The sequence below is a fragment of the Mycolicibacter engbaekii genome (assembly GCF_002101585.1).
Taxonomy (GTDB): Bacteria; Actinomycetota; Actinomycetes; order Mycobacteriales; family Mycobacteriaceae; genus Mycobacterium; species Mycobacterium engbaekii.
In genome coordinates this window covers 60,001-85,621 of the sequence record NZ_LQOT01000030.1, presented here as the reverse complement: position 1 = coordinate 85,621, position 25,621 = coordinate 60,001, and the positions used below count along the sequence as shown (strand labels likewise).

Below are 25,621 nucleotides of genomic sequence, written 5' to 3'. Positions count from 1 at the left end.
GCCCCGGCCTGAGGAGCTCGCCGGGCCAGTGACGGTCAGCGCAAAGCCAGGCCGGTCAGGGCCCGGGCGATGACCAGCCGCTGGATCTCACTGGTGCCTTCGAAGATCGTGAAGATCTTGGCGTCGCGGTGCATCCGCTCGACCGGGTAGTCCCGGGTGTAGCCGTTGCCGCCCAGGATCTGGATGGCTTCGTCGGTGACATAGACCGCGGTCTCACTGGCGAACAGCTTGGCCATCGAACCCTCGGCGTTGTCGAACGCCTTGTTGTTGCGCGCCATCCAGCCGGCCCGCCAGACCATCAGCCGAGCGGCGTCGATACGGCTCTTCATATCCGCCAGTTTGAAGGAGACGGCCTGGAACTCGCCGATCTTGCGGCCGAACTGTTCCCGCTGGCAGGCGTATTCGAGGGCGTATTCGTAGGCGGCCCGGGCCACTCCGACCGCCATGGCGCCAACCGTGGGCCGAGTCCGTTCAAAGGTCTTCATCGCGGCCTGCCCCCTGGCCGACGCACCGGCCTTGACCCGGGCGACGCGTTCCTCGAACTTCTCCCGGCCACCGAGGATCATGTCCTCAGACAGCCGGACGTTGTCGAGCACGATCTCGGCGGTGTGCGAGGCCCGGATGCCGTGCTTCTTGAACTTCTGCCCCTGGGCCAGACCGGGAGTCTCTGGCGGGATGACGAACGTGGCCTGCCCGCGTGAGCCGAGTTCGGGGTACACCGAGGCGACAACGATGTGCACGTTGGCGATTCCGCCGTTGGTTGCCCACGTCTTGGTGCCGTTGAGCACCCATTCACGGGTCGTCTCGTCGAAGCGGGCCCGGGTGCGAATGGCCCCGACATCCGATCCGGCGTCGGGCTCCGAGGAGCAGAATGCGGCGACCTTGGGGTCATCGGCGGTACCGAACATCAGCGGCAACCACTGGCCCAGCTGCTCGGGAGTTCCGTTGCCCGCCAGCGCCGCAGCAGCAAGCCCGGTGCCCAGAATCGACAGCGCGATGCCGGCGTCGCCCCAGAACAGTTCCTCGAACACCGTCAGCATGCCGATTCCGCTTGGTTCGGCGGCCTGGGTAGCGAAAAGCTCCGGCGAGTACAGCCCGATCTTTGCCGCCTCCTGGATCACCGGCCACGGCGTCTCTTCCCGTTCGTCCCATTCGGCGGCTGCGGGGCGGACAACTTCAGCGGCGAACTGATGAACCCAGTCCCGCACCTCAATCACGTCATCGCTGAGCTCTACCGAGAACGACATTGCTACTCCTGTGGTGGTTCCGTGGGGCGTCGTTGGACACGGCCAGCTCGATTGTGGCACCTCGTCCTGATAGCCGTTGAGCGGCGTCGGATAACCCCGAGACCTATCACACCCAGACCATTTTTGCGGCGAAGCCGCCTGCGTAATAGGCGCCCAGACCGCAGGTCACCGTGAGCACCAGATTGGTGACCGCATACAGCCGTGCCCCGGCACCGGCCAGCTGCAACGTCTCGTAGGAGAAGGAAGAGTAGGTGGTCAGTGCCCCGCACAGACCGGTACCGATCAACAACTGCAAGCGCTCATCGCCGCCGCCTACTGAGCCGGTGAGCACCCCTAGGATCAGACTGCCGAGCATATTGGCGATGAACGTTCCCCACGGGAATGTGGTGTCGTGGCGCGCCTGGACGAATCGATCGGTCAGATACCGCAGCGGCGCCCCCACCGCGGCGCCAGCGGCGACCAGCAGCCAGGTCATCGGCTATCGACGGTTCGGCCGATGTGCCGGACGACCTCGATTTCGTCGAGCATTATGAGGCCCCCTGTGACCAGCTCGTCCAGCTCCGGCAGGAAGGCACGGATCTGCTCGGGGGAGTCAACGATGATGACCGCGACCGGTAGATCTTCCGACATCGACAGCAGCCGGGTCGTGTGGATGGCCGAGGACGCGCCGTAACCTTCGACTCCGCGGAACACCGTCGCACCGGCCAGACCGGCTCGGTGCGCCCGATGCACGATCTCGCTGAACAGCGGTTTGTGATGCCAGGTGTCGCTCCCACCGACGAACACGGTCAGACGCAACGCCGGTCCGGTGAGTTGGCTCATGATGCCCTCCCGGCGATCAGACGTCGCGTGAGGCTTGCGGCGGCCCACGTCGTGATCAGCAACGCCACCGGAGTGCTGAGCAGATAGAGCAAAGCCCGAGCAGGATAGCCAGCGCTGACGAGGGCGTCTACATCGCCGGCGAACGCGGAGAACGTCGTGTAACCGCCCAGCACACCGGTGCCCAGCAGCGGGCGCAGCAGCCGATGCCCGACCCACCGTTCGGTGATCGCCACCATCAACACACCCATCAGCCCGCACCCAGTAATATTGATAGCCATTGTCGCCCAAGGAAATCCATCGATTGGGGTCGGCCACGCCAGCATGATGCCGTAGCGGGCGCTCGCCCCGAGAGCTCCGCCAAGCGAAACCATCGCAACCACTGGAGCCTGCTCGCGCAGCGCGTGAAGCCGCCGGCGCCGAACAAACAGGTCGGCGCCAACGGCTACGTCAGATCCGTGCATCCTGCATCGGCATCCTCGTCGTAGCTGCCCACCTCAAAACCGTGGAGCGGTAATCTTCGCTGGGCCCGGTGGCCTCGATCCATTTCGGCATCTTTTTCGGAGGTGATCTTAACCGGGCTTTACCGGAACCGTCGGTCGATGACCTCACGTGGTAGCTGGTGAGGGGTCGGATAGGTAACCAGCACCCGAATGCCATCCGGATCGGCACCATCAACGAAACTGATCTCACCTACGGTGTTCGAGTACGCGCTCGGATCGTGGAGACGCATACGTTGTTCAATCCGCTGCAGCTCCTCCTCGCTGCCGACAGACCACATGAACTGCTCGACACCGACGTTGGTGACGCCAGCTGCCCTGGACGCCTCATGTGCGCGCAGGTAGATCTCAAAACCGTTCGGAGTCAAAAGAAGTGCCGCATCGCGCTCGTAAATAGCTACATCGCAATCGAATACATCGCAGTAGAACTTTACCGAATGGTCCAGATGCGTTACTCGCATCAAACACGAGGTAACCCTGGCCGTACTCATCTGCCTCCTCGCGACCGGGTCAGCCTGCTATGGCAGGACCCCGACGGCCGCTGAACACCGTACGACTGGGCGTCGCCGAATCAAGGATGTCTGGGATGCCTCAGTTCCCCCCTTCTGATTCCCAGCGATCAAGAGCGCCAACTGCCAGATTGTTGCGCTCCCGGGCGCGCTCACTGAGCGTAAGCAGATCGCTCACTTTCACATCATTTTTCGGCTGCGCTGCAGTCATCATGGTGGCGTGCGCGTCGCTCGGGTCGGCGCGTGCGGGAACCACTGCCAACGTGAGACGCTCGCCATTGAGCCCCAGGACTTCAACAGTGCCGGTCGGTTGAAGCCGGTACCCATCCAGCCGTACCGGTCGCCTGTCAATGACGAGTCTCCTGGGCGCGCTCGCCCATTCATTCAATTTATATAAGACCCGGCCTATGCGGCCCAACCGAACGGAGAGTACAGCCAGCAGGTCAGGCAGCTCCACGGCGAGATTATCGGTACGAGGCCACCACGCACCATCGACGTATCCGCTCTGCGGAGCTTTGCGCTTCAAGCGCAATCGCGGCGTCCGCAGCGGGGAGGTGGAGTTATCGGGGCTCTTGCGGGTCGTCTGCTGTCGCGCCATGACGACGCTCCCATCTCATGTGCCTAGCGGGCCAGAATCTCCGGCGATGACGGGACTTGAAAAGACCGCATGCATGTACAGAGGTACCGCCGCTGCCAACAACCCTACGCCGATTCGGCCCGAGCGCCAGAGCACACGCGGAGTCGCCCCAGTAACCGGATCGCACTGCCCGGCCTCGCCTGCCGCCCGCGAAAAGGAGAAAGGGTGTAGTGTCATTGGTGCTGAGCCCTTCAGCCAGTGCGGGAGCGAGTTCGGCTGTACGCCGCCGATTTCGATGAGTTTTGATTTCGAGCCGCACATCCCGATATCCATCCGACAATGCCGTCGATGCAGGGCATACAGCTCGCTCATTCCCTTAGTCCGCTGAGGCCATCCATGCCGATCGGGCGATTCGAGTTGCTCATGACGTCTCCAAGACTTGACCCCGCAATACTCCGCGCAACACACCTACGCAGAAATCAGGCAAACACCATGATTGCTCTCGGAGTGATCCTCATCGTCCTCGGGCTCCTCCTGCCCGCCCTGGTTCCCACCTTTGCCTATGCCCATATCTGCGTGGTCATTGGCGTCGTCCTTCTTGTCGTCGGGCTGCTCTTGGCCCTAATGGGTCGGATGGGCCACGCAGTCGGCGGGCGTAGCCACTACTACTAACCGCCAGAAGCATCCACATGCATTTAGCGACTGCCCGCTCGTCCGGCCGAAAGCCGCCGAAAGGGGAAAGCTATGGCGATCACTGACATTTCGGTCTTCGCCCACCTGACAGACTCCGACATCGACTCGTTGGCCGCTGATCTGGACGCCATCCGGCTGGACATCGAGGATTCCCTTGGCGAGCGGGATGCGCGCTACATCCGGCGTGCTATCGCTGCACAACGCACCCTCGAAGTGGTCGGCCGCCTCATGCTGACCGTTGGTTCGAAGAATCTCGGCTGGTGGACGGGAACACTGACCGTCGCGCTGGCGAAGGTCATCGAGAATATGGAGATCGGCCACAACGTCATGCATGGCCAGTGGAACTGGATGAACGACCCCGAGATCCACTCCTCGACCTGGGAGTGGGACATGGCCGGCGTGTCGAAGCACTGGCAGTTCACCCACAACCTTCGCCACCACATGTACACCAACATCGTCGGAATGGACGACGACGTCGGCTACAGCACTCTGCGGGTAACTCGTGACCAGACCTGGCATCCGAGCAACATCGGCAACCTGCTGTTCAACGTTATCCTGGCGGTCGGATTCGAGTGGGGAATCGGCTTGCAACCCATCGAATTCGGCAACATCGCCAAGGGCGGCGCGGAGCGCAGCAACGCCCTCGGAAAGGCTCGCCGGTTCGTGTCCAAAGCCGCCAGTCAGGTGGTCAAAGACTATGTCGCGTTTCCCGCGCTCACCTCGCTGTCACCGAAGGCGACCTACGCGACGACCCTGAAGGCCAATCTGCTGGCCAACGTGATCCGCAACGTCTGGGCAAACGCAGTGATCTTCTGCGGACATTTTCCCGATGGCGCAGAGAAATTCAGCAAGACCGACATCATCGGCGAATCCCGCGGTCAGTGGTATCTGCGCCAGATGCTGGGCAGCGCCAATTTCAACGCCGGTCCGGCGATGCGGTTCATGAGCGGCCACCTCTGCCACCAGATCGAACATCACCTGTACCCCGACCTGCCGAGCAACCGGCTGCACCAGATCTCGGTGCGGGTGCGCCAGATCTGCGACCACTACGACCTGCCTTACACCACCGGTTCGTTCCTGACGCAGTACGGCAAGACGTGGCGCACCATCGCCAAGCTGTCGCTGCCGGATCGCTATCTGCGTGATCCCTCCGATGACGCCCCCGAGACCCGCAGCGAGCGAATGTTCGCCGGACTGGCCACCGACTTCGTCGACACCGACCCGGCGACCGGGCGCCACCGCGGGCTCAAGACAGCGATCGCGGCGGTGCACCGCCGTCAACGTGCCTCCGAGAGCGACAGGAGACATGGACTACTCCGGCCGGCGGCACTAGAATTTCAGCGTGAGTTCGCCGCGTTTCAGCAGATGACGGCGCGGTCGTGACCGACAAGTCCGACCCCGGTAGCCGGCTGACGTCGACTGCAGAGAGCACCGACGCGGACGTTGGTGACCTGCGTTCCGGGCTGGCCGATCTCGCCAATCTGGTGGCCGATTCGCTCGGACTTGAGGAGCTCCTGGCCCGCGTGGCCACTTACGCGGTACAGGCCATTCCAGCCGCAGACGGCGCGGGTTTGACGTTGCTGTGCAGTAATCGCCCGGATAACCGGGTCGAGGTTCTGGCCGCCAGCGCCCCTTTCGTACAGCAGATCGACGAGATCCAATACTTCGAGGTCAACGAGGGACCCTGCATCACCGCCGCGTTGGAGCACCGCACGGTGCGATCCGGGTCGTTGGGCGGCGAGAAGCTCTGGCCGCGGTTCGGGCCCCGGGTGGGACGTCTCGGTGTGCACAGCGTGTTGTCGCTACCGCTGCTGCTTCCCGGCCAGGTGGTCGGTGCCATCAACGTCTACGCGCACCGCAAGGACGCCTTCACCGAACGCGCCGCCGAGCTCGGGGAACGGTTCGCTGTTCCCGCCGCCGTGGCGGTGCACAACGCGCACGTGCTCAACCAGGCCCGGACGTTGACCGCGCAGTTGCAGACAGCACTGTCGACCCGCCCTGTCATCGACCAGGCCATCGGTATCCTGCGTGCCCGTTCCGGAGGAACCGCCGAAGAGGCGTTCGACCGGCTGCGCCGGATCAGCCAGACCGAGAACATCAAACTGGCGGTGGTTGCACGAAGCATCGTCGACGAAGCGGTGCGCCGCGCCCGCGCCCGCCGCACCGGACCATGACCGCGCGTAGCGTTAGATATAGGCACTGTTAGACCCGGATCCCTGATCCGTGGTCAGATATTGCGCCCGGGCAGTCGCGACCTGCGGCACTCGGCTTGGACCGAAAGATCGGCGTTCGGGGCGTCAATGGGGAGCACCACCCCTTGTGGACATCACCGCGGCGCTGGCTGCCGACCTCGCGGCCCTGACCGAAATCCTGGACGACCCCGACCTCGACCTCACCGACACGCTGCGCCAGTTGGCGGGCAACACCAAACTCGCGGTGGGTTCGTATCTGGGTCTGACGGTGATGATCACTGCCGTCGGTCGTCAATCCAGCTTCACCGTGCTCGAATCGGGGACCGAGCTCGGCGACATCGTCACCTCGCTGCGCTTACCGATGACTCCGGCGGTGTCCGACGGCATCGCGGGGCCGTTCGCGGTGCTGATCCTCTACGCCGGCAACCCCGGCGCTTTCGTCGACCTGGCCGCCGATCTCGCCTGGCTGACCGGCCTCGCCCTGACCGAGTTCGTTCTGGATCAGCACCGCGCCCTGCCCATGGCCGAATCCGCGCCCGGTGGGCTCGCAGCTGCCTCGCTGATCGATCAGGCGATCGGGGTGTTGATCGCCCGCGGCTACACCCCCGGACACGCCCACCACGAGCTCGATGCCCGGGCCCAGCGCCTCGGGGTGAACCGCAGCGGCAGCGCGAACGACATCCTCAACGAAGTGAACCGACCGGTCTCCGAAGACAATTGACGCCCCATTTGCGCCGTCAGCCTGCCGGAGACTCCGCCCGTTGCACCGAACGATAGTGGGTCGGCCGCCCCGGTGAGCGCGCCGACAGCGCCTCCGGATGCGACCGCCGCGATCGGCCCTGGCTAGGCTGCGCCGCCGTCGAGGCTCGCGGCGGCCTCCCGGGTGATCTGCTCGAACTGCTGCGCCATGGCGTCGGCCAGAGCGGTCGCCGCCGACAGCGGACGCACCATCACCACGAAGTCATCGATCTTGCCGTCGTCGTCGCTGTGCAGGAAGTCGCATCCGCTGATCTTCTTGCCGTCGACCGACGCTTCGAACAACAGGGCGTGGTCGCGTCCTGCGGAATCGGCGATCTCCCGCACGTAGCGGAAGTCGGAGAACACCCGCATCACTGCGCGCAGGATGGCCGCGGTGATCGGCTTGCCCTGGTAAGGCTTGAACGCCACCGGAGAGGTGAACACGACGTCATCGGCCAGTAGCGCTTCGATGGCCGCGGCGTCGCCGGCCTCGACGGCCTGCCGGAATGGGTGCATGCCACGCCTCCGCTCGTCAGTTGCTGACCCTCACGGTAGACCCCATCACGGTGTCCTCCGGGCAGGCCCGGGCGTCGGCCGGCCGCAGCACCTGGACGGTGGCCAGCTCGGCGCCCTCATCGCTGTCCTGCGCTGCGTCACGCCGGCCGGCCGGCAGCAGGTGCGGAGCCGCGGCCATCGCCAGGACCGCGGTGCCGGCGGCGCCCAGCGCCAACGACCAGCCCAGCGGGCCCACCGGGACGCAGCCCAGCAGTTGGCTGACCCCGGGAAGGCTGATCATCGCCGCGAATGCCGCGAACGAGCCGGCTGCAGTGGCCAGCACCAGGGGGGCGTGGGAATCGAACAGGGTCTGGGCGAGCTCGGTGGTGACCAGCGCGATCAACGCCACCGTGGCGGCGCGCTGCCGGCGTCCGGTCAGCGAGGCCAGCCCCCAGGCGACGCTGGCCGCCGCTCCGGTGATGGCCCCGCGCAGCGCGACGGCACGCATCAGACGGTGTTCGTCGATGCCCTGCACCACCCGATGCGAGGCCCCGGCCGGGGTGCTGACCGCCACTGCGGTGGCGGGCAGCGCGTCGGTCAGCATGTTCATCAGCAGCAGTTGGCGGTTGTTCAGCGGCGAAGTCCCCGACAGCGCGGCGCCGACGACGCCGAAGATCACCTCGCCGACGTTGCCGCCGAGCAAGCCGGTCACCGCCAGCTGGACCCCGCGCCACAGCCGCTGGCCCTCGTCGATGGCATGGACCAACGCGCCGATCCGACCGTCGGTCAGCACGATGTCTGCGGTTGCGTGTGCCGAGTCGCTGCCCCGGGCCACGACGCCGAATCCGACGCTGGCCGCTCGGATCGCCGCCGCGTCGTTGGCGCCGTCGCCCACCATGGCGCAGACCCGTCCGCTGCGTTCGAGGGTCTGCACCACCTGGACCTTGTTCTCCGGCGACATCCGGGCGAAGATCACCCGCTGCCCCACCGCCTGTTCCTGGTCCCGGCGCGACAGCGCGTTCCACTCCGCTCCGGTGATGACCTGCTCCGCGGTGACCGGGACCCCCAGCTCCGCGGCGATCGCGGTGGCGGTGACGGGGTGATCGCCGGTGATCAGCCGGATACCGATACCGCGGTCGGCCAAGTCGGCCAGCAGTTGCGGTGCTTCGGGGCGCGGGGTGTCGGAGATGCCGAGGAACCCGGTCAGGGTCAGCCCGGATCGGCACAGGCCGGTGAGTGCGTCCGGCTGGTCGGCCACCGCCTGCGCCTGGGCTGCGGTGAGCCGGCGCGTGGCCACCGCGATCACGCGCAGCCCGCCGGCGGCCAACTCGGCCACCGGCGCATCGCTGTCGGGGCCGAGCCCGGTGCAGGCGGCCAGCACCACTTCTGGCGCGCCCTTGATCATCAGGTCCCGGCCCAGGACCGATGCCGAGAACGCCCGGCCGGATCGGAAGGGCAGGTGGGCGTCGGGGGTGCTCCACAGGGACGTATCGCCGGTGGCGACGCGGGCCGCGGCTTCGGCGACGGCCTGGTCGGTGGCGTGGGTGTGGGGATCGCCCTCGGGAGCCGGCGCGGCGTTGGCTGCGCACCTGAGCACGTCGTCGTCGCTGAATCCCGCCACCGGGTGCACCCGGGTGACCCGCAGCCGGTTCTCGCTCAACGTTCCCGTCTTGTCGAAACAGACCACCTCCACCCGGCCCAGGGCCTCCACCGAACGCGGAATGCGAACCAGCGCCCCGGTATCGGTGAGCCGTTGAGCCGAGGCGTGTTGGGCCAGGGTCGCCATCAGCGGCATCCCCTCCGGCACCGCGGCCACGGCGACCGCGATCGCATTGCCCAGGGCCAGCCGCAGGCCGCCGCCGCGCAGCAGGCCCAACAGACCCACCATCAACCCGCCGGCGGCGCTGGCCGGGAACGCGCGGCTCATGAGCTGACTGAGCTGGTGCTGCAAGCCCACGACCGGGAGGTCGCCCGCGGCCAGCTCGGCAGCTCGGCGGGCTTGGGTGTCGGGGCCGACGGCGGTGACCACGGCGCGCGCGGTGCCGGCGACCACTGTGGTGCCGGCATAGATCATGCAGCGCCGCTCGGCCAGTTCGGCGCCGGGTGTCGCCGCGGTCTGCTTGTCCACCGACAGGGATTCGCCGGTCAGCGAGGATTCGTCGACTTCGAGGTCGGACGCCTCGATCAGACGTGCGTCAGCGGGCACGACCTCATTGCTGCGGACCTCGATCACGGCGCCGGGCAGCAAGCGGTCGGCGGCGATCTCGCCGTAGGTTCCGGTGTCGGGTACGACGATGCGGGCGGGCGGGGTCTGTTGAGCTAACAGCCGGTTCAACCGGTTCTCGGCCTGCAGCTGTTGGGCCGCCGCGAGCATGCAGTTGCCGATCAGCACCGTGCTGACCATCATCGCGTCTACCGGCGAGCCCAGCATCGCGGTGGCCGCCGAACTGAGCGCCAGCACCGGCATCAGCGGATCGGACAATTCCGCGCGCACCGCCTTGACGAACTGCCACGCCAGGGGCGCTGGTGCGGCTTGGGACGCGGCGTTCGTGCCAGCGAGATCGGGGGCGGGCAGGACGCCGAGGACCTCTTCGACCGACAGCGCATGCCACTCGTGGGCCGCCGCGGGTCGCGGCGCCGGTGTCCGCGCTGCCTGGCGGGCCAGCAGGTACCCCGAGAGCAGCCCGGTGGCCGCCCCGGCGGTGACCGGCCCGGGACCGCGCCCGCCCCGTACTCCGGGAACCATCAGCACCGCACCCAGCGTCGATGCGCCGGTGGCCAACGCGATGCCGCGCGCAGCGGCCTGGCGTGCCGCCGGAATAGCGTGCAGCACCCGCCAGGCGCCGGCCAGATCGGTCAGCAGCAGATCCGCTTCCCACGGCGGCGCCACGGCGGCGTCCTCGGGCAGGATTCCCAGACCGACGTCGGCGCCGGCGAGCGCCTGCGCGCCGGTCGAGGTCAGCACGGCCACGGTGCGGCCGTCTTGCTGACGCGCCGCCAGGGCATCGGCCAGTGCTGCATCGAGTGCGTCGTCGCCGCCGGCACCGGACGGTGCCAGTTCGTCGAACGCCGGGCGGAGCTCACCCAGAGCAGCCACGTCCAGGGTGACCAACTCGGCGCCGCTGGCCCGTGCCTGCGCCAGCAGCGCCGCGGCGAGCGGGTGGTGCGCGGTGCCGGTGCACAGGAGGCGCGGATCGATGAGGACGGTGTCGACGCGGTCGAGCCGGCGCAAGCCCTCCGGGCGCAGCGGTAACGCCGCGTGCTGCTGCACCAACGAGCGGCACAGCGTGGCCGCGAAGGCTTCGGTGGTGCTGCGCATGGCTTTCGGGGAGGTGACCACGGCCGCGGTCGCGGCGGTGCTGAGGTTGCCGGTGAGCGCCCCCACCGCACCGGCCCCGAACAACTGGGCGTAGCCGGCCCGGCGGCCGTGCCGGTCGACCGCGCTCTCCGGTAGCGGCACCGGCCGCGACGGTGGGTAAAGCCGCGCCTGCTCGGCGTGCGCGGCCAGGTGCGGTTCGTGACGGCTCCAGGCCTGCGCCGCGGCCTGAGACTCGGCGGCCTTGATGCCCTGCAGCGCCAAGTCGACTGCCAGCGTCGCCGGCGACAGCGTGGCGATGCGCGCCCCGGTGGAGATCAGCGACAGCACGGTGTCGGTCGCTCCGCGGCCGAACTGATCGGCCAGTCGGCTGCGCACCCACGGCTGGTAGTTCGCCAGCGCCGCGACGGCGTCGACGGTGATCGGTGCGTGCGGCAGGCGCAACGCGCGCCCGGCGAAAGCGATCGCCAGCCCGGCGGCGTTGACGCCGACCATCACGCCTCGGGACAACAGCAGCAGCCCGTCGCCGGGTAACACCGCGGCCGGCGTCGCGCAGATCGGCGCCGTGGGGCGGTGCACGCCCTCGCTGCCGCGCTCGGCCCGGGCGATCAGGCGGCACAGCTCGGGCAGCGAGAGCTCAGCGTCGTCCGCGAGTTCCACCACCACCCGCGACAGCGGGCGGTTCAACCGCGCCGAGACCACAGCGGGTTCGGCGTTGAGTGCGTCGAGCACCCGCCGGCCCACGTCGGGGAAATCGTTGCCGCCGCGCACTTCGATCCAGGCACGTTGTTGGCCGCGCCAGCAGTTGCGGGTCAGCGACGCCGCGGCGGACTCGCCGGACAGCAGCCGGGTGGCCTCGCGAATCGGCAGCGCAGCAAGCTGCAGACCGGCCGAGGTGATGCCCCCCACCGCTTCGGCGGTGGCTGAGGTCCCGCGGACCGCAGCGCCCAGCACCACTGATGCCGTGCGCATTCCCAGCCCGACGGGGCGCAGCAACGATCTCGAAAGCAATTCGGCAGCAACCAATCCTGTGGCGTGGCGGCGGTGTTCGAGCCCCCTCGGGGTGCCCGATGCGCCGCGATGAACTGCCTCATTCTCACCAACACTTTGGCGATTGCGCAACTATATGAATGTGTTGTTCGGCGAATCCCGCCATCGCAGGTGGGACACAATGAATGCCGCCATGGCTAAAGATGAAAAACGGCTGCCCGAAGAAATCAGTTCAGCCGACCGGCCCGATGAGCCGACCCCGCCGCAACTGGCCTCCGCCGCGAGCACGTTCGCACTGCTGAGCAGCCCGGCGCGCCTGCACGTGATGTGGCTGGCAGCCCAAGACGCCTATGACGTGACCACCCTGGCCCGGCGGGCCGGCATCAACGTGGCCACCATGAGCCAGCACCTGACCAAGCTGCGCCTGGCCGGGTTGATCAATGCGCGGCGTGACGGACGCCACCACATCTACAGCGTTGACGACCCGCACATCCTGACCCTGCTGCAGCAGATCTTCGCCCACATCGCTCCCGACGGCGGCTTGGCGCCGGACCCGCCACGGGGGACGTGAAGCCCCTCAGCTCGCCTTCCGGACGCCGGGCAGCTGGCCGGCGTGCGCAAGCTGGCGCACGCGCACCCGCGACAGTCCGAATTTGCGCAGATAACCGCGCGGACGCCCGTCGACCGCGTCGCGGTGGCGCAGTCGCACCGGACTGGCATCGCGCGGCTGGCGGGCCAGCTCACGCCGGACGGCCGACCGCAGCTCCGGACTGCTCGACGTCGCGCAGATGGCCTTGAGCTCAGCGCGCCGCTCTGCGTAGCGGGCCACCAGCGCACGGCGCTGCTCGTTCTTCACGATCTTGGACTTTTTGGCCACGGCTCAGCGCTCCTCGCGAAACTCGACATGGCGGCGCACGACGGGGTCGTACTTGCGCAACACCATGCGGTCGGGGTCGTTGCGCCGGCTCTTGCGAGTGACGTAGGTGTAGCCGGTACCGGCAGTGGAGCGCAGCTTGCCCACCGGCCGGATATCGATGCGCGCCATCAGATCCGGTGGCCTTCCCGGCGCAACCTGGCCACCACGGGCTCGATGCCGTCGCGGTCGATGACCTTGATCCCCTTGGCGCTGACCCGCAGGGTGATCCGGCGATCCTGCGAGGGCAGGTAGTAGGTCCGCACCTGAATGTTGGGCGACCAACGTCGCCGGGTGCGGCGGTGCGAGTGCGACACCGCATTGCCGAAACCGGGCACCCGGCCGGTGACCTGACAGCGTGCAGACAACGCAACCCTCCTTCAATGTTATTGAAAATCATTGTCGACAAGCGACGCGTCGGAGGTTACCGTAGGGGCAGCCTTATTGACAATGATTTTCATTAGGGAGGGCGATGCGGACCCTTCAACGGCCGCCGCCGACATTTCCCCGTACCGCACCCGAGGCGACCAGTGATGATCCCGGCTGCGCTCGGACTTCGCGCTAGCCGGCGCGCCACACCCGCAACGCGGCGACGATCATCGGAATCTGCAGCGGCAGCCGCGCTATCGCCCCGGCCCTAAGCCAGGGCTTGGCCCAGAACAACCGCACGCTGTGCAGGTTCGCCGGGTACACCGCGGCGAACAGGACCGCGGCGGCCAGACCGGCTCGGCGGCGGGGGCGCGGCGACAGCAACAGGGCCCCGATGACGAGCTCGGCGACCCCCGATACGTAGGTGTAGGCGCGGGCGCTGCCGGGAAGCTCCGGCGGAACGATCGCGTCGAACGGTGCCGGCCAGACGAAATGACCGGCCCCGGCGCCCAGCAATAACCCGGCCAGTCCGCGCGCGGCGGTCTCGGCGTCACGCTGCCCTGCCAATGCGGCACTCATCGGTCGATGGTAACCAGCGCGCCGTCGTGAGCACACCCGCCGCCGTCGCCGAAAAGTACCGCCGCCATCAGCGCTTGGACCCGCAGCCGCTGTTCGCCTCGATTATCGAAGTTAACCAGGCGTCCTATATCGACAACCAGGGCGAGGGCCGCGTGGACGCGGAAGAGCGCTTCGTTTTCGCGGCCGCCGACCTGGCTCACCAGGTGCGCCCACTCGTCGACGTTCTGCCGCTGCAGCCTGCGCAACTCGGCCTGGTCGGCCTCGGGCAGGTTGGCGAACTCGGCGAAGTAGATGTTGACCAGCTCGGGTGCGGCGAACGCCAGCGCGGTGTACCGCTCGGCGATGCGCAGGGCCGCCTGCCGCGGGCTGCTCGACTCGGCCAGGGCATCGGTGATGGCCATCAGCAAGCGGTCGCTGGCCCGGTGGAAGGCGACGGCCAGCAAGGCGGCCTTGCTCGGGTAATAGCGGTAGGCGCTTGAGCCGTTGAGGCCCGCTGCGGTGGCGATCTCCTCGATACTGACCTCGTAGAACCCCCGCCTGCCGAACATGCGGATGGCCTCGGCGAGCAACCGCTCGCGTTTGGACGTACTCGGCAGGCCACGCTGCGGACGCCGCGGCGCGGGTCCGCACGGAGCCGGTGGCAGCTCGGTGGTGAGCACCGACCAGCACAGCTCGCCGAGCAGGTCCTGCAGTGCGGCGGCGCCCAGCCTGGTGCGGTGCGCAGAGATGCTGCCGATCACGCTGAGGGCGGCGGCGGCCAGCATCGCGGTGTCGGCGGCGGCAAGTCCGGGGCGCAGCTGCGCCAGCGGTTCGATGATGGCGGCATTGAGCGCGTCGTAGCTGGCGCGGATCTCGGTGCGATCCGGCGGTTGCAGGTAGCGCCGCTCCCACCGGTAGAACGCGCCCTCGCGGCGCATCCCGATGGTGGCGTCGATCAGCGCGGCGGTGATCGCGCGCAGCCGTTCAGCCGGCGGCCGGCCCTGCTCGTCGGCGGACCTCGCGGCGGTCACCAACGCCTGCGCCGCGTATTCGGCGGTCGCCACCAAGAGCGCGTACTTGTTGGCGAAGTGCCGGTAGAGGGCCGGTCCGGAGATACCGACCTCGGCGGCGATCTCGTCGACACCGACCGCGTGGTAGCCCCGTTGGCTGAACGCGCGGGCCGCGGCCCGCACGATCTGGGCCTTGCGGTCCTTGGGGCGCCGCTGCACCGCAGCCGTCGACACCGGCGCCGTGGCCATTTTCACCCCCTGTGTTGACTGTTCGGGCCGCCGCCCATACGTTAACCACAATTTACGTTTTCATCCACGGAGGAAGTGACGTGCTGCAATCCCGGTTCACGCAAGGGTGGGTCTGACCGTGTCCGAAACCAGCTCCGCCAAACTGACCGCGACGCGCGACGGCCGCGTGCTGCGGGTGACGATCACCAACCCCGGTCGGCTCAACGCGATCGACTACGCCACCATGACGGCCATCGGTGACGTCTTCTCCAGCGCCGCCAAGGACCGCAACGTGCGGGCTGTGGTGCTCACCGGCGAAGGCAAGGCCTTCTGCACCGGCGCGGACCTGTCGGCGACGGGCGGCGGTGTCAGCCCCGATGAGGTGATGGACTGCGCGGCCCGGCTGGTGACCTCGGTCGCCGAATGCCCGCTTCCGGTGATCGCGCGGGTCAACGGACCGGTCGCCGGCGTGGGCGTGGGCCTCGCGCTGGCCGCGGACCTGATCTACGCCGCCGAGAGCGCCTACTTCCTGCTCTCGTTCACCAACATCGGCTTGATGCCCGACGGTGGCACCACCGCCCTGGTCGCTGCGGCGGCCGGGCGCGCGGTGGCCAATGAGATGGCACTGCTGGGCGAGCGCCTGCCGGCGACCGCCGCCCGCGACGCCGGGCTGATCAACGCCGTGCTGTCCGACGCGGAGTTGGACGCCCGGGTCGAAGCCGCCGCCGAGAAGCTGGCCCACGGGCCGCGCCGCGCGCTCGAGCTGACCAAAGGGGCACTCAACGCCACCAACCTCGCTGCGCTCGACGCCGCGCTGGCCCGCGAGAAGGCCGGTCAGGTGGAGCTGCTCACCTCGCCCGACTTCTTCGAAGGCGCGACGGCCATGCTGCAGAAGCGCAAGGCGGTCTTCGGCGAATGAGCTTGCAGCCACTGCGGTCGCGCCGCAACCACTGGATGAACCATGTGGCGATCCACGCCGAGATGCGGCCGGACGCCGTTGCCTTCCGCTGTCGGGGCGTCGACACCACCTGGCAGCAGCTGCACCACCGCTCAGAACGCCTGGCGAGCGCGCTGTTCCGGCGCGGGATCTCCTTCGGCGACCGTGTTCTGATCGTGATGCTCAATCACACCGAATACGTCGAGGCGACCCTTGCGATCAATGCCTTGGGCGCCATCGCCGTACCGGTCAATTTCCGTCTCACCGACCCGGAGATCAGCTATATCGTCTCCGACAGTGGCGCCAAGGGCGTCATCACCGACGACGTGCTCGCGCCGCTGATCGAGTCGGTCCGCAAGAACACCCCCGGGCTCGATGTCGCCGTGGTGCTCGGTGACGACTACGAATCGCTGATCGCCGAGACCGGTGCGCCGCACCCCGGCGCCGATGTCCCCGAGGACACTCCGGCGCTGATCATGTACACCTCGGGAACAACGGGAAATCCCAAGGGCGCCATCCTGTCCCACTCCAACCTTGCCGCCCAGTCGTTGACCTGCATCCGGGCGCTGCACACCCACCCGGACACCGTGTATTTCTGCGCGGCACCGATGTTCCACATCGCCGGCCTGGGCAGCATCGCACCCAACCTGATGGTCGGGACCAAGACCGTGATCCACCCACTGGGTGCGTTCAACGCCACGGACACTCTCGACGCGTGGGAGCGGGAACGGGCCACCTCGGTGTTCCTGGTGCCGGCGCAGTGGCAGATGATCTGCGCCGATCCGACTGTGCGGCAACGTGACCTGGCCCTGGAGGTGATCAGCTGGGGTGCCGCGCCGGCGTCGGACACCGTACTGCGGGCCATGGCGGAGAGCTTCCCGAACGCGCTCAACGTCGCGGTGTTCGGACAGACCGAGATGTCGCCCATCACCTGTGTGCTCGACGGCGCCGACGCGATCCGCAAGCTCGGTTCGGTGGGCAAGGTGATCCCGACCATCGCGGCCCGCGTCGTCGACGACGACATGAACGATGTGGCGCCGGGTGAGATCGGCGAGATCGTCTATCGCGGGCCCACCATGATGCGGGGCTACTGGAACAAACCCGAGGCGACCGCCGAAGCGTTCGCCGGTGGCTGGTTCCACTCCGGCGATCTGGTCCGTGTCGATGACGAAGGCTTCGTCTATGTCGTCGACCGCAAGAAGGACATGATCATCTCCGGCGGCGAGAACATCTACTGCGCCGAGGTGGAGAACGTGCTGTTCGAGCACCCGCTGGTCCGGGAGGCAGCCGTGATCGGCCGGGCCCACGAGAAGTGGGGCGAGGTTCCGGTGGCGATCGTGGCCCTGGTCTCCGGCGAGGCCGCATTGACGCTGACCGACCTCGAGCCATTCCTCAACGAGCGGCTGGCCCGCTACAAGCACCCCAAAGAGCTGGTGTTGCTCGATGAGCTGCCGCGCAATGCCAGCGGCAAGGTGGTCAAGCCGGCGCTGCGCAAGCAATTCGGCTGAGCGGGGCCCGGCTCAGCTGTCGGGCAGTCCGGCGGCGTGCGCACAGTAGGCCCAGAGCCGATCACGGTCCTCGCGGCTTTCCCGGGTGAACGGCAGGAAGTGCTCGGGGCGCTGTCGCCGGTCGTGCCAGAAGCCACCCGTCGGTGGGGCGGGCGTCGTTGCGGCCAGCCAGATGGCGGTATCGGCGCCTTGCTCCGCGGTGCGCAGCAACGGTTTGGTCAGTTTCTGGAAGGTCGGCAGCGACGTGCCCACCCCGGGTGTGTCCGACCATCCCGGGTGCATGCAGTACACGGCGATGCCGCGGGCTGCCCAGCGTTCGGCCAGCACCGGGGTGAGCGCCACCTGCATCCGTTTGGTTCGCGCGTAGGCAGTCACGCCGCTGTAGTGCCCGCTGCGGTATTCCGGGTCGTCGGCTGCCAGCGCCTGGGTGTACATGCCGCCGGAGGACATCAGGATCACCCGGGGGTCGTCGGAGGCGGCCAGAGCCGGGACCAGCAATTCGGTCAGCAGCAGCGGGCCGAGCACATGGGTCGCCAAGGTTATCTCGTGCCCGTCGGCGGTCTCGGTTCGCTCGGCCGGCAGCACCCCGGCATTGTGGACGAGCACATCGAGCCGGGGCAGCCGGTCCGCGAGGCCAGTGGCGAACTGCCGCACCGTGGTCAGATCGGCGACGTCGCAGACCTCCACACGCAGGTCCGCCGCGGGGTTCTCGGCGGCCAGTTCGGCCCGGGCGCGTTCGGTGCGTTCGGCGTCTCGGCCCACCATCAGCACCGTGGCGCCCAGCGCCGCCAGCCCCGCCGCAATCGCCTTGCCGATGCCGCTGTTGGCGCCGGTCACCATGGCGACCTTGCCGGCCAGCGCGTCCGGTGCCGGATCGCCCGGCCACGCGCGCCGGCGGATCCCGTACCCAAGCCGGGTATAGCCGAGCACCACCGAGCGGTCCAGAACGGAATCGAGTAGCCGGTACCCCCGCGACCCCAGGTCCATCGGAGCAAACCCCCGTCTTAGCGCAATGGAATTTCCACGAGCATCTGCCCGGTGGGTTGGCGCGATCCCGGATCGGGCTCAACGGTGAATCCGAGCGCGGTCGAATCCCCGAGCTCGGGAATCACCGCGGTCGTCGACGGCGAAACAGCCGCGGCGTCCATGGTGCCGGCCAGCGTCGTGCCGCCGGGACTGAGCAGCCACATCTGGTAAACCGTCCCCGGTTCCGGCGGCGGCACGTTGTTCATCACCAGGACCCCGGCACCACGGTCTCTGGAGAACAGCACCGTGGCGGTGCCGGTGGCCAGCGGACTCGACACACTCGCCACGTCGGGGGCCGCGAGAACCTGGTCGGGGACCGAGGGTTGCGGCGCGGATCGCAGCGCGATCCCCACGCTGACGGCCGCCAGGCCCCCCACGATCGCCGCCGCGGCGGCCAGGACCGCGGTACGCCAGCGCCAACGGCTGGCGGAGAGGTTCACGGCGCGGCCCATGACGGCTTCGCGCAACCCCGGCGGAGGTTGCACGGCGGTGGCCTCGGAGACCACGGCCATCGCTTCGTGCACCGCCGTCACCGCTTCGTCGAAGGCCTGCGCGATCGCCTTCGGCGCTGCGGCGGTCTGGCGATCGAGTTCTGCGCGCTCGGCGTCGGAGACGGCGTCGAGCCCATACGGCGTAGCCATCGCCAGCAGGTCGGGGGGGTTCGGCTCGGTCATGGCATACCCAGGCATTCACGTAAGCGGCGCAGAGCTTCTTGCATCCGCGTCTTGATCGTGGAGGGGTTGACCGCCAGACGCCGGGAGACCTCGCCGTAGGTCAATCCGTCGTAGTATGCCAACTCGACGCATTGTCGCTGCTTTTCGGGCAGCCCGCCCAGGCAGTCGACCACGCGGCGTTGCTCGTCGCTGACGATCACCGCGTCCACCACGACATCCCCGGGCGGATCTGCGCTGGCCGCCCCGTAACGCGACTCCCGCTGCCCGGCCGCGCGTTCGGAGCGGACCCGGTCCACCGCGCGACGGTGCGCCATGGCGAGCAGCCATGCCAGTGCCGATCCCTTGGCGGGGTCATATTTGCCGGCGTTGCGCCACACCTCGAGGTACACCTCTTGCGTGGTTTCCTCGCTGTAACCGGTATCGCGCAGCACCCGAAGAACCAATCCGTACACGCGTGCGGCGGTCCGGTCGTAGAGCAACGCGAAGTCGGCGAGGCTTCCCGCTGCTACCCGGTGAAGTACCGCGTCCAGTTCAGAGGCACCCGTAGTGGGCTGGTTCATCGGACGCCAGCCTAGCCGCCGAGCCGTCACCGATGCAGTGCTTGGAAACCATTCATCGAAGGTGCGTGAAACCGCCGGCATCCCACGACCCCCCTCACCGGGCAGGTTCGCCGGGTTTGGCGAACGTCCATTGGTAGACATCCAGATAGCCGGACCGAAAGCCCGCCTCCGAGTACGCAAGGTAGAAATCCCACATCCGGCGAAATACCTCGTCGAAGCCGAGCGCGGCCACGGCGGAGCCGCTGTGGTTGAAGCGTTCCCGCCACAGCCGCAGAGTTTCGGCGTAGTGCGGGCCCCATCCGCGCATGTCGACGGTGCGCAGTCCGGTGTGATAGCCGGTGACGCCGGAGATCGCCTGCGTGGACGGCAGCAGACCTCCCGGGAAGATGTACTTCTGAATCCAGGTCAGCGTGTGGCGGCTGGCCATCATCCGGGCGTGCGGCATGGTGATCGCCTGTATCGCCACCCGGCCGCCCGGGGCGGTCAAGCGGTCCAGGGCGCGAAAGTACTCCGGCCAGGCCTGGTAGCCGACGGCCTCGACCATCTCCACCGACAGCACCGCGTCGTAGCTGCCCGCGACCTCGCGGTAGTCGCACAAGTCGATCTCGACCCGGTCGGAGACGCCGGCGGCGGCTACCCGCTGCCGGGCCAACTCCTGTTGTTTGCCGGACAGCGTGATGGAGCGAACGTGCGCCCCGCGGCCCGCCGCGCGCAGGCACAACTCGCCCCAGCCGGTGCCGATCTCCAGAACCCTGCTGCCGGGCCCGACGGCGGCGGCATCCAGCAGCCGGTCGATCTTGTTGCGCTGAGCGTCGGCGAGTGCCGCCTGGGAACTGGGAAGCCGGTCGAACAGCGCGCTGGAGTAGGTCATCGTCTCGTCGAGAAACACCGCGAACAGTTCGTTGGACAGGTCGTAGTGAGCCGAGGCATTGCGGCGAGCACGGGCGGGTGTGTTCACCGATCGCGGTCCTGAGGCCAACACCAGCGGCCGCAGGCGTTGCAGCGCAGCCGGGACCAGCTCATCCATCGCTCCGGCCAGGACGCTGAGCAGCGCGACGAGGTCCGGGGAGTGCCACTCGCCGGCCATATACGCCTCGCCGAATCCGATCAGCCCGGATCGTCCGATGCGCCGCGCCATGCGATCCGGCTGAGCGATCACCAAAGCCGGGGTTCGGGGGTCCGCCGCACCGAAGCTCTTGCCCCCGGGGTACTGCAGGCGCACCGGCAGGCGTCGCGCCGCGCGCCGCAGCAGGGCGTGCACCACCACCGCAGATGCGGCCGCCACGGGCCCCGACGGACTGTGCACAAGCTGCGGCCACCGCTCCGGGTCCACGTCAACGGTCGGCACCAAACCCGTTTGGGTGCTCATCGTTTCACCACCGGAACTCCGCGCAACCAGATTGCGATGCCCTGTAGACGGATGCGGGCCGCGACCACCAGCGGTGCCAGCGGCGCCAGGACTTGCATGCGGGCGACGCGAGCGGGGGTGGCCGGGTGCCCGTCGCCGCGCATCGTCGCGGCGAACACCGGCCTGTCGTTCTGGTACAGCGAGATACTGATGTCCACACCGCTCCCGGGACGCGGAGCCCGCACCAGATAGTGGCCCGCGACCGTAAAGAAGGGCGACACGTAGAACTGCTTGGCGACACGCACCGGTGCCTCGGCGGGCGGCAGAAGATAGGCGTGACGTTGCCCGTAGGTGTTGTGCACCTCGGCGATCACGTACCGCAGTTCGCCGTGCCGGTCGTGGCACCAGAACACGCTGATCGGATTGAACACATAACCGCCGACCCGTGCCTGCAGCAGTGCATAGACGCGTCCGGCGGGGACGGCGGCGTCGCGTTCGGCCAGGAATCGGTCGACGCGCTGCCGCAGCGAGTCGCCACTGGACCCGTGCAGGTGATCCCCGGCGTCGAATCGGGCGAACGGGCTCAACCACCAGGGCAGGCGCGGCGGTTCATCGATGTCGATGAACCAGCTGTATCCGCGGTAGGCGAATTGGTGTACCAGCGGCGCCTGTCTGCGGTGGGTGATCGCGGTTCGATAGATCGCCGGGGTCAGCATGCGCACGCCCGATCGCACGTCGCGGCCGGCGCCCAGTCGGCCCCGAGTCGCCAGGCAGCGCGGACGCCCGACGCCGCGCCGTCTTCGTGAAAACCCCAGCCGTGGTAGGCACCGGCGAACACGATGCGGTGATCGCCGAGTTCGGCCAGACGGCGCTGGGCGCCGACCGACTCCGGGGTGAAAAGCGGATGGTGGTAGGTCATCTCGGCGAGCACCGATCGCGGATCGACCAGATCTGCGCCACCCAGCGTGACCAGGAAGCGCCGCCGCGAACCGATGCGCATCAACCGGCTGACGTCGTAGGTCACCAGCACACCCCGGCGGTCCGCGGCGATCCGGTAGTTCCATGACGCCCGGGCTCTGGCGTGCCGGGGCAGCACGGACTCGTCGGTGTGCAGTTGGGCGTAGTTGGTCGAATAGGGCATGGCCCCGAGCACGGCCCGCTCTTTGGCTGTGGGGCTGTGCAGCAGCCGCAACGCCTGATCGGGGTGCACCGCGACAACCGCGGCGTCGAAATGCCGCTGCCCCACGCCGGGCGCATGCAGCAGCACTCCGTCGGACACCCGGCGCAGCGCCCACACGACACTGTCGGTGCAGACCTCGTCGACCCTTGCGGCGATCCGGTCCACGTAGCTCGCCGAACCGCCGGTCACGGTGCGCCACGTCGGGGACCCGAACACCGAGAGCATCCCGTGGTGCTGCAGGAAGGTGAACAGGTAGCGGGCGGGGTAGCTCAGCGCATCATCGGCCGGGCAGGACCACACCGCGGCCACCAACGGCGTCATGAAGTTGACGATGAAGTAGCTGGAGAAGCCGTGGCGCGCCAAAAATGCGCCGAGGGGCTGCAAGTCGTCCGGCGTCGACTGCTGCAGTACGGCGGTGGCGGCACGATGGAAGCGCCGGATCTCGGCCAGCATCAGCAGGTGGCGGGGACGCAGCGTCCGCGGTGAGGCGAACAGGCCCGCGGCGCCCTGCGCGCCGGCGTATTCCAGGCCCGTCGCGTCGTTGCGCACCGACATCGACATGTCGGTCTCGGTGCCGCGCACCCCGAGTTCGTCGAACAGCCGGCACAGCGTCGGGTAGGTCCGGTCGTTGTAGACCAGGAAGGCCGAGTCGACGCCCAGGGTGCTGCCGTCGTCAGCGGTGACGAAGTGGGTGTGGGCATGGCCGCCGAGCCGGGTGTCGGCCTCGAAGAGAGTGACGCGACAGTGCCGGGACAAGACGTAGGCGGCCGTCAAACCGGCTACCCCGCTGCCGATGATGGCGACGGACCGCTTGCGGTGCGGTGTTATTGACATGAAAGTTATTCGGAGCCAACGGCGCTCTGGTCGGAATATTCGGGACGCCGGCCGAAAATGCAGCCGTGCCCGCGCCCGCCGCGCCCCGGGTGACCGATCAGCGGCCGGGCACGGCAACCGCCGGTGCGCCCTCGACGCCACCCGCGGCAAGGGGCTCCTCCCCGGCGGCGCCGAACTTCGATCCGGCTTTGCGCAGGCGGCGCTCGAACTGCCGCTGCAGCGGTGTCGCGACCAACGTCGTCACAATGGTCATCAGGGCCAGGATCGTGTACAGCTTCCCGGAGATCAGACCGGCTTCGAATCCGATGTTGAGCAGAATGAGTTCCATCAGGCCGCGTGCATTGGCCAGTGCCCCCATGGAAGCCGCCTCGAGCCGGCTCATGCCCTGCCACCGGGCCGCCAGCCCCACCGCACCGAACTTCGCGCTGAAGGACACCACCAGCACGATCGCCGCCATGAGCAGAGTGGGCCCATCCAGTATCAGGGTGAGCTGCGTGTTCAGTCCGGAGTAGATGAAGAAGGCCGGAATGAGCAGATACGCCGTCAACGGCTCGAAGTGCTCTCGGATCTGGGTCAGCAGCGGACCGCGCGGCATCACGGCACCGGCCACGAAAGCGCCGAACACGGAATAGATTCCGACGAAGTCGGTGAAACAACTCGCCGACAGCACGACCAGCAGAACAACGCTGGTGTGCGCGATGGGCAGGCCACCCGTCCGTTCGATCGCAGCGCGGGGCGGCGACCAGGTCTCCAATCGGGCCAGCAGCGGCCGGCCGAGATAGACCATGAACAGCAGGTACGTCAGCCCGCCGCCGATGGCAAGGACCGCACCGGACACGCTTCCTTTGGCTGTGGCCACCACCGTCGCCAGCAACACCCACGAACATGCGTCATCGAAGGCGGCGCAGGACAGCGACACCGTTCCCAGCCGGGTATTGAGCAGTCCCGAGTCGTAGACGATCCACGCCAGCATGGGAAAGGCGGTGATCGCGACGGCGGCGGCGACGAACAGGCCGCCTTGCCATGATGCGACGTTGTCGGTGAAATAGCCTCCGCGACTGACCATCCACGCTCCGAGGATGCCGCCGAGCACCAGGGGAACGCCGATTCCGGCAGCCGAGGTGACACCGGCTTGCCGCCAGTGCGCGGTCAGGATGTCGAGCTTGAACGACGCCCCGACCAGGAACATGTACAGCACCAGGCCCAGTTGACCGACCACGTAGATGACCGTGAGGTTCGGGTGGGTGAACGTCTCCGACCCCAGGGTCAGCTTCGTGGGGAACAGCCACCGCTGCCCGGCCGGCCAGAGCCATCCCAGAACGGAGGGACCCAGCAGGAACCCCGCCACCATCATCGCGACCACCTGCACCTGAGCCAGCCGACGGAACAGCGGCCACAGCAGGCGGTAGGTGGCCAGAATGACCACGACCTGGAAGAAGAAGTGGTAGGTGATCACCAACAGGGAAGGCATCGGGTCCCCCTTCGCGGCAACGGCATTGCTTCGCCGGGCTGAACTGCCGGCGGTTCATTGCGTTCGAGCACGGTCAACCTCGATCCGACCATCGGAACACCAGCAGGCAAGCCACCAGACCGGCCACGCTCCACGCCGCCAGGACCACAAAGATGCGCCCCAGTTCCCAGGACCCGGCTGGTTCGAAGACCACCATCTGTGCCGGCAGGAACACCGAACGAAATCCCTGAGCCATCCACTTGACGGGAAAGAGCGATCCGATGACCAACATCCATGTCGGTATCAACATCAGCGGCACGTAGGTGCCCGACAGGAATTGCAGGCCAACCGCGGGGCCGTTGGTGAGAACGGCGGCCGAAACCGCGTTGCTGGCGACGTTGCTGACCAGAATGCCCAGCAGCGAACAGCTGACGATTCCCAGGACCGCCACCCACACCAAGGTGAACCATGCGGATGCGCTGGTGGGCAGACGCAGGTCGAAGACCAGCACCCCCAGGACCAACAGCAGTGCCGCCTCGGCCAGGCTCGCGATGGCAACCAGCATGATCTTTCCGATGAAGTACGACGTCGCTGTCGCCGGGGTGCCGCGCAGTCGACGCAGGGCCCCGGTTTCCCGGTCGGCCGCGATGCTGATTCCGAGGTTGGTGAACGACGTCGAGAGAATCCCGTAGGCAAGCATGCTCGCCGCGATCACGGCTCCGGTGGGTGTCTGGGTGCCGGGCACTTTGGAGGTGAAGATCGATCCCAGCAGAAGGCATATCACTGCCGGCATCGAGAAGGTCAGCGCGATCTGTTCCGGGCGGCGGTAGAACATCTTCAGCTCGGGCAGAACACGCGAGAAGCCGATCCGCACGGCCGACGGGAGTTCCGGTGCCGCCTGCGGTCCGGCGCTGCGTGCACCGGTCGCATCCTGTACAAGCTCGGTCACG

General features: G+C 67.8%; 28 protein-coding genes. 7 read left to right on the top strand and 21 right to left on the bottom strand.

Annotation, left to right across the window (positions count from 1 at the left end; genetic code table 11):
• Window positions 1–35 precede the first annotated feature (35 nt).
• From AWC02_RS08505 to AWC02_RS08480, 6 genes are all read right to left on the bottom strand, one after another.
• Window positions 36–1,247, bottom strand: coding sequence for an acyl-CoA dehydrogenase family protein (locus AWC02_RS08505; RefSeq protein WP_085128343.1), 1,212 nt, complete (start codon window positions 1,245–1,247; stop codon window positions 36–38).
• 106 nt (window positions 1,248–1,353) lie between these two features.
• Window positions 1,354–1,722, bottom strand: coding sequence for a fluoride efflux transporter FluC (locus AWC02_RS08500; RefSeq protein ID WP_085128342.1), 369 nt, complete (start codon window positions 1,720–1,722; stop codon window positions 1,354–1,356).
• Window positions 1,719–2,069, bottom strand: coding sequence for a DUF190 domain-containing protein (locus AWC02_RS08495; RefSeq protein WP_085128341.1), 351 nt, complete (start codon window positions 2,067–2,069; stop codon window positions 1,719–1,721). The genes AWC02_RS08500 and AWC02_RS08495 overlap by 4 nt, the downstream gene beginning before the upstream one ends.
• Window positions 2,066–2,440, bottom strand: a complete 375-nt coding sequence (locus AWC02_RS08490; protein WP_272818982.1) for a fluoride efflux transporter FluC — start codon at window positions 2,438–2,440, stop codon at window positions 2,066–2,068. Before AWC02_RS08490 ends, AWC02_RS08495 begins: the two co-directional genes overlap by 4 nt.
• Window positions 2,441–2,649: 209 nt before the next feature.
• Window positions 2,650–3,057: a VOC family protein gene (locus AWC02_RS08485; protein ID WP_085128339.1), complete on the bottom strand. Its 408-nt coding sequence runs from the start codon at window positions 3,055–3,057 to the stop codon at window positions 2,650–2,652.
• A gap of 100 nt (window positions 3,058–3,157) precedes the next feature.
• Window positions 3,158–3,673: a DUF5994 family protein gene (locus tag AWC02_RS08480; protein ID WP_085128338.1), complete on the bottom strand. Its 516-nt coding sequence runs from the start codon at window positions 3,671–3,673 to the stop codon at window positions 3,158–3,160.
• 471 nt (window positions 3,674–4,144) lie between these two features.
• On the opposite strand from AWC02_RS08480, the gene AWC02_RS22500 reads away from it, so the two are divergent.
• The 4 genes from AWC02_RS22500 (at window position 4,145) to AWC02_RS08460 (ending at window position 7,258) form a co-directional block, all read left to right on the top strand.
• A complete protein-coding gene (locus AWC02_RS22500) occupies window positions 4,145–4,324 on the top strand; it encodes a DUF6131 family protein (RefSeq protein WP_085128337.1) in 180 nt (59 codons plus the stop codon).
• A gap of 72 nt (window positions 4,325–4,396) precedes the next feature.
• Complete coding sequence (locus AWC02_RS08470) at window positions 4,397–5,728, top strand: fatty acid desaturase family protein (RefSeq protein ID WP_085128336.1); 1,332 nt, start codon at window positions 4,397–4,399, stop codon at window positions 5,726–5,728.
• A complete protein-coding gene (locus tag AWC02_RS08465; protein ID WP_085128335.1) occupies window positions 5,725–6,519 on the top strand; it encodes a GAF and ANTAR domain-containing protein in 795 nt (264 codons plus the stop codon). The genes AWC02_RS08470 and AWC02_RS08465 overlap by 4 nt, the downstream gene beginning before the upstream one ends.
• 145 nt (window positions 6,520–6,664) lie before the next feature.
• The gene (locus AWC02_RS08460; protein ID WP_085128334.1) at window positions 6,665–7,258 is read left to right on the top strand and encodes a hypothetical protein; all 594 of its coding nucleotides are present in this window, start codon (window positions 6,665–6,667) and stop codon (window positions 7,256–7,258) included.
• A gap of 122 nt (window positions 7,259–7,380) precedes the next feature.
• On the opposite strand, the gene AWC02_RS08455 is transcribed toward AWC02_RS08460, so the two are convergent.
• On the bottom strand, window positions 7,381–7,791 hold the full coding sequence (locus AWC02_RS08455; RefSeq protein ID WP_085128333.1) for a nuclear transport factor 2 family protein: 411 nt from the start codon (window positions 7,789–7,791) through the stop codon (window positions 7,381–7,383).
• A gap of 16 nt (window positions 7,792–7,807) precedes the next feature.
• Window positions 7,808–12,058 (bottom strand): cation-translocating P-type ATPase, encoded by a 4,251-nt coding sequence (locus AWC02_RS08450; protein WP_085128332.1) that lies wholly within the window; start codon window positions 12,056–12,058, stop codon window positions 7,808–7,810.
• A 211-nt stretch (window positions 12,059–12,269) separates the two neighbouring features.
• Here AWC02_RS08450 and AWC02_RS08445 point away from each other — a divergent pair, with 211 nt between their 5' ends.
• Window positions 12,270–12,647, top strand: coding sequence for an ArsR/SmtB family transcription factor (locus tag AWC02_RS08445; RefSeq protein ID WP_109560931.1), 378 nt, complete (start codon window positions 12,270–12,272; stop codon window positions 12,645–12,647).
• Between the two features lie 6 nt (window positions 12,648–12,653).
• Here the strand turns inward: AWC02_RS08445 and rpsN are convergent, their stop codons facing one another.
• The 5 genes from rpsN to AWC02_RS08420 form a co-directional block, all read right to left on the bottom strand.
• The gene (gene rpsN / locus AWC02_RS08440) at window positions 12,654–12,953 is read right to left on the bottom strand and encodes a 30S ribosomal protein S14 (RefSeq protein ID WP_085128330.1); all 300 of its coding nucleotides are present in this window, start codon (window positions 12,951–12,953) and stop codon (window positions 12,654–12,656) included.
• A gap of 3 nt (window positions 12,954–12,956) precedes the next feature.
• On the bottom strand, window positions 12,957–13,121 hold the full coding sequence (gene rpmG / locus AWC02_RS08435; protein WP_085128329.1) for a 50S ribosomal protein L33: 165 nt from the start codon (window positions 13,119–13,121) through the stop codon (window positions 12,957–12,959).
• Window positions 13,121–13,357 carry a 50S ribosomal protein L28 gene (gene rpmB, locus AWC02_RS08430; protein WP_085128328.1) on the bottom strand — a complete coding sequence of 79 codons (237 nt, stop codon included), beginning with the start codon at window positions 13,355–13,357 and terminating at the stop codon, window positions 13,121–13,123. Before rpmB ends, rpmG begins: the two co-directional genes overlap by 1 nt.
• Window positions 13,358–13,550: 193 nt before the next feature.
• The gene (locus AWC02_RS08425; RefSeq protein ID WP_085128327.1) at window positions 13,551–13,937 is read right to left on the bottom strand and encodes a DoxX family protein; all 387 of its coding nucleotides are present in this window, start codon (window positions 13,935–13,937) and stop codon (window positions 13,551–13,553) included.
• Entirely contained in the window at window positions 13,934–15,175 is a 1,242-nt protein-coding gene (locus AWC02_RS08420; RefSeq protein ID WP_085128326.1) for a TetR/AcrR family transcriptional regulator, read from the bottom strand. The genes AWC02_RS08425 and AWC02_RS08420 overlap by 4 nt, the downstream gene beginning before the upstream one ends.
• Before the next feature lie 118 nt (window positions 15,176–15,293).
• Here AWC02_RS08420 and AWC02_RS08415 point away from each other — a divergent pair, with 118 nt between their 5' ends.
• Together AWC02_RS08415 and fadD5 are read left to right on the top strand one after the other, a co-directional pair.
• The gene (locus AWC02_RS08415) at window positions 15,294–16,073 is read left to right on the top strand and encodes an enoyl-CoA hydratase-related protein (RefSeq protein WP_085128361.1); all 780 of its coding nucleotides are present in this window, start codon (window positions 15,294–15,296) and stop codon (window positions 16,071–16,073) included.
• Complete coding sequence (gene fadD5 / locus AWC02_RS08410; RefSeq protein WP_085128325.1) at window positions 16,070–17,599, top strand: fatty-acid--CoA ligase FadD5; 1,530 nt, start codon at window positions 16,070–16,072, stop codon at window positions 17,597–17,599. Before AWC02_RS08415 ends, fadD5 begins: the two co-directional genes overlap by 4 nt.
• Window positions 17,600–17,611: 12 nt before the next feature.
• Here fadD5 and AWC02_RS08405 read toward each other — a convergent pair whose 3' ends face one another.
• From AWC02_RS08405 to AWC02_RS08370, 8 genes are all read right to left on the bottom strand, one after another.
• Window positions 17,612–18,586 carry an SDR family NAD(P)-dependent oxidoreductase gene (locus tag AWC02_RS08405; RefSeq protein WP_085128324.1) on the bottom strand — a complete coding sequence of 325 codons (975 nt, stop codon included), beginning with the start codon at window positions 18,584–18,586 and terminating at the stop codon, window positions 17,612–17,614.
• Window positions 18,587–18,603: 17 nt separating this feature from the next.
• Entirely contained in the window at window positions 18,604–19,299 is a 696-nt protein-coding gene (locus tag AWC02_RS08400; protein ID WP_085128323.1) for an anti-sigma factor, read from the bottom strand.
• On the bottom strand, window positions 19,296–19,940 hold the full coding sequence (gene sigK / locus AWC02_RS08395) for an ECF RNA polymerase sigma factor SigK (protein WP_419179221.1): 645 nt from the start codon (window positions 19,938–19,940) through the stop codon (window positions 19,296–19,298). Before sigK ends, AWC02_RS08400 begins: the two co-directional genes overlap by 4 nt.
• 13 nt (window positions 19,941–19,953) lie before the next feature.
• Window positions 19,954–21,228 carry a class I SAM-dependent methyltransferase gene (locus AWC02_RS08390; protein ID WP_085128321.1) on the bottom strand — a complete coding sequence of 425 codons (1,275 nt, stop codon included), beginning with the start codon at window positions 21,226–21,228 and terminating at the stop codon, window positions 19,954–19,956.
• Window positions 21,225–21,923: a DUF1365 domain-containing protein gene (locus tag AWC02_RS08385; protein WP_109560929.1), complete on the bottom strand. Its 699-nt coding sequence runs from the start codon at window positions 21,921–21,923 to the stop codon at window positions 21,225–21,227. Before AWC02_RS08385 ends, AWC02_RS08390 begins: the two co-directional genes overlap by 4 nt.
• Window positions 21,917–23,221: an NAD(P)/FAD-dependent oxidoreductase gene (locus AWC02_RS08380; RefSeq protein ID WP_085128319.1), complete on the bottom strand. Its 1,305-nt coding sequence runs from the start codon at window positions 23,219–23,221 to the stop codon at window positions 21,917–21,919. The genes AWC02_RS08385 and AWC02_RS08380 overlap by 7 nt, the downstream gene beginning before the upstream one ends.
• Before the next feature lie 97 nt (window positions 23,222–23,318).
• On the bottom strand, window positions 23,319–24,692 hold the full coding sequence (locus AWC02_RS08375) for a cation:proton antiporter (RefSeq protein WP_085128318.1): 1,374 nt from the start codon (window positions 24,690–24,692) through the stop codon (window positions 23,319–23,321).
• A gap of 73 nt (window positions 24,693–24,765) precedes the next feature.
• Window positions 24,766–25,620: an ABC transporter permease gene (locus tag AWC02_RS08370; protein ID WP_085128317.1), complete on the bottom strand. Its 855-nt coding sequence runs from the start codon at window positions 25,618–25,620 to the stop codon at window positions 24,766–24,768.
• Between the last annotated feature and the right edge of the window lies 1 nt (window position 25,621).

Coding starts and splice junctions, on each gene's coding strand:
- AWC02_RS08505 (WP_085128343.1), bottom strand. CDS start 1,247: ATGTCGTTCTCGGTAGAGCTCAGCGATGACGTGATTGAGGTGCGGGAC.
- AWC02_RS08500 (WP_085128342.1), bottom strand. CDS start 1,722: ATGACCTGGCTGCTGGTCGCCGCTGGCGCCGCGGTGGGGGCGCCGCTG.
- AWC02_RS08495 (WP_085128341.1), bottom strand. CDS start 2,069: ATGAGCCAACTCACCGGACCGGCGTTGCGTCTGACCGTGTTCGTCGGT.
- AWC02_RS08490 (WP_272818982.1), bottom strand. CDS start 2,440: ATGGTTTCGCTTGGCGGAGCTCTCGGGGCGAGCGCCCGCTACGGCATC.
- AWC02_RS08485 (WP_085128339.1), bottom strand. CDS start 3,057: ATGAGTACGGCCAGGGTTACCTCGTGTTTGATGCGAGTAACGCATCTG.
- AWC02_RS08480 (WP_085128338.1), bottom strand. CDS start 3,673: ATGGCGCGACAGCAGACGACCCGCAAGAGCCCCGATAACTCCACCTCC.
- AWC02_RS22500 (WP_085128337.1), top strand. CDS start 4,145: ATGATTGCTCTCGGAGTGATCCTCATCGTCCTCGGGCTCCTCCTGCCC.
- AWC02_RS08470 (WP_085128336.1), top strand. CDS start 4,397: ATGGCGATCACTGACATTTCGGTCTTCGCCCACCTGACAGACTCCGAC.
- AWC02_RS08455 (WP_085128333.1), bottom strand. CDS start 7,791: ATGCACCCATTCCGGCAGGCCGTCGAGGCCGGCGACGCCGCGGCCATC.
- AWC02_RS08450 (WP_085128332.1), bottom strand. CDS start 12,058: ATGCGCACGGCATCAGTGGTGCTGGGCGCTGCGGTCCGCGGGACCTCA.
- AWC02_RS08445 (WP_109560931.1), top strand. CDS start 12,270: ATGGCTAAAGATGAAAAACGGCTGCCCGAAGAAATCAGTTCAGCCGAC.
- rpmG (WP_085128329.1), bottom strand. CDS start 13,121: ATGGCGCGCATCGATATCCGGCCGGTGGGCAAGCTGCGCTCCACTGCC.
- AWC02_RS08425 (WP_085128327.1), bottom strand. CDS start 13,937: ATGAGTGCCGCATTGGCAGGGCAGCGTGACGCCGAGACCGCCGCGCGC.
- AWC02_RS08420 (WP_085128326.1), bottom strand. CDS start 15,175: ATGGCCACGGCGCCGGTGTCGACGGCTGCGGTGCAGCGGCGCCCCAAG.
- fadD5 (WP_085128325.1), top strand. CDS start 16,070: ATGAGCTTGCAGCCACTGCGGTCGCGCCGCAACCACTGGATGAACCAT.
- AWC02_RS08405 (WP_085128324.1), bottom strand. CDS start 18,586: ATGGACCTGGGGTCGCGGGGGTACCGGCTACTCGATTCCGTTCTGGAC.
- AWC02_RS08400 (WP_085128323.1), bottom strand. CDS start 19,299: ATGACCGAGCCGAACCCCCCCGACCTGCTGGCGATGGCTACGCCGTAT.
- sigK (WP_419179221.1), bottom strand. CDS start 19,940: ATGCCGGCGGTTTCACGCACCTTCGATGAATGGTTTCCAAGCACTGCA.
- AWC02_RS08390 (WP_085128321.1), bottom strand. CDS start 21,228: ATGAGCACCCAAACGGGTTTGGTGCCGACCGTTGACGTGGACCCGGAG.
- AWC02_RS08385 (WP_109560929.1), bottom strand. CDS start 21,923: ATGCTGACCCCGGCGATCTATCGAACCGCGATCACCCACCGCAGACAG.
- AWC02_RS08380 (WP_085128319.1), bottom strand. CDS start 23,221: ATGTCAATAACACCGCACCGCAAGCGGTCCGTCGCCATCATCGGCAGC.
- AWC02_RS08375 (WP_085128318.1), bottom strand. CDS start 24,692: ATGCCTTCCCTGTTGGTGATCACCTACCACTTCTTCTTCCAGGTCGTG.